Here is a 1,609-nt window from a genome sequence, read left to right as displayed (position 1 = left end):
CCGCGGACGGGCGTCGGGCCACCGCTCGGCCAGCACCCGCCCGACCTCGCCCATCGTGAGCGGGGTGCCCGCGGCGAACAGCTCGCGACCCGCCGCCGCGAGCTCGTCGAGGTCGACCCCCGTGAGCTCGCGGCGGTACACACCGAGCAGCCGCTGGCGCAGCAGCGCCGCGTGCCGCGCGCGCCAGGCGAGGGCGTCGGTGGCCGTGACCAGGTGGATGGTGCGTCTCATGAGGACGGTCCGGACGAGCTGCCGGTCCACCAGCAGCGCCGACAGCTCCGCCGGGTCGAAGGGCCGCAGCCGCGACCACAGCCCCACGAACGGCTCCTGCGGCTCCTGCGCCTGCACCCCGCCGAGGTGCTCGACCGCCTCGAGCACCGGCACCGCAGCTCGTTCGAGCAGGTACTGGCGGGCGAGGGCCGCGCGGTTGAGGGCCCGGGTGGACAGACGGGTCATGCCGGGATCATGCCGGGCTGTACGCGACGGCGACGTCGAGGACCCAGGTCACGCCGAACCGGTCGGTGAGCATGCCGTAGAGCGGCGACCACTGGGCGGGCTCGAGCGGGGCCCTGACGGTCGCCCCCACGGCCAGCCTCTCCCACAGCGCGCTGATCTCGGCGCCGTCGTCGCCGCGGACCGAGAGGAAGAACGGGTCGTCGCCCCGGCTCCAGGGGCGGGCGGCGGGCACGTCGTAGGCCATGACCCGGAACCCGTTCGGGGCGGCGACCTGGCCCCACATGACCTGGTCCGCCTCCGCCGGGTCCGGCACGGACCCCAGCTGCGCGTAGGTGACCACGGTCAGCTCGCCGCCGAACACCGAGCGGTAGAACTCGAGGGCCTCCCGGGCGTCGCCGCGGAAGTTCAGGTGGGTGGTGCTGGTGACTGTCATGGAACCGACTCTCGCCGGAGAAGCGGTCAGCCTCTGGCCTGTTCCTCCGGCAGTATCGAAGGGGTGGTGGAGACCTCGGCCCGGCTGCTCTCCCTGCTCTCGCTGCTGCAGGCGCGCCGGGACTGGCCCGGACAGCTGCTGGCCGAGCGGCTCGAGGTCAGCCCGCGCACCGTGCGTCGAGACGTGGACCGGCTGCGCGAGCTCGGCTACCCCATCCAGGCCACGAAGGGGCCCGACGGCGGCTACCGGCTCGCCGCGGGGGCCGACCTGCCGCCCTTGCTGTTCGACGACGAGCAGGCCGTCGCCCTCGCCGTCGCGCTCCGGATCGCCGCGGGATCGGGGGCGGACATCGCCGAGGCCGCGCTGCGCGCGTTGACCACGGTCCGCCAGGTCATGCCCGCCCGGCTGCGCCACCACGTCGACTCGGTGCCGGTCACCGCCGTCGGCGGCGGAACGAAGGTGGACGCCGCCGTGCTCACCGCACTCGGGGCCGCCGTGCGTGGCCGCGAGGTCCTCCGGTTCGACTACGGCGCGGACCGGCGGCGGGCGGAGCCACACCATCTCCTCACCCGAGGTGGGCGCTGGTACCTCGTGGCCTGGGATCTCGACCGGGCGGACTGGCGGACCTTCCGGGCCGACCGGATCACCCCGCGGGTGCCGACCGGCCCGCGGTTCGGGCCCCGCGAGATCCCGGGCGGCGACGTCGTCGCGTTCGTGACC

Annotated in this window: 3 protein-coding genes; 1 reads left to right on the top strand and 2 read right to left on the bottom strand. The window is 75.0% G+C overall.

Annotation, left to right across the window (positions count from 1 at the left end):
- Together H5J29_RS31995 and H5J29_RS31990 are read right to left on the bottom strand one after the other, a co-directional pair.
- On the bottom strand, nucleotides 1-456 hold a 456-nt coding region (locus H5J29_RS31995), incomplete at its 3' end, for a DNA glycosylase AlkZ-like family protein (protein WP_181784652.1).
- A 7-nt stretch (nucleotides 457-463) separates the two neighbouring features.
- A complete protein-coding gene (locus tag H5J29_RS31990) occupies nucleotides 464-889 on the bottom strand; it encodes a VOC family protein (RefSeq protein ID WP_181784651.1) in 426 nt (141 codons plus the stop codon).
- A gap of 63 nt (nucleotides 890-952) precedes the next feature.
- On the opposite strand from H5J29_RS31990, the gene H5J29_RS31985 reads away from it, so the two are divergent.
- Nucleotides 953-1,609: helix-turn-helix transcriptional regulator (locus tag H5J29_RS31985; RefSeq protein WP_181784650.1), on the top strand; the 657-nt coding region annotated here is incomplete at its 3' end.

This window comes from Pseudonocardia pini (assembly GCF_013870575.1).
Taxonomy (GTDB): domain Bacteria; phylum Actinomycetota; class Actinomycetes; order Mycobacteriales; family Pseudonocardiaceae; genus Pseudonocardia; species Pseudonocardia pini.
The sequence above is the reverse complement of the archived record's forward strand: the minus strand, read 5'-3'. Positions and strand labels throughout refer to the sequence as shown.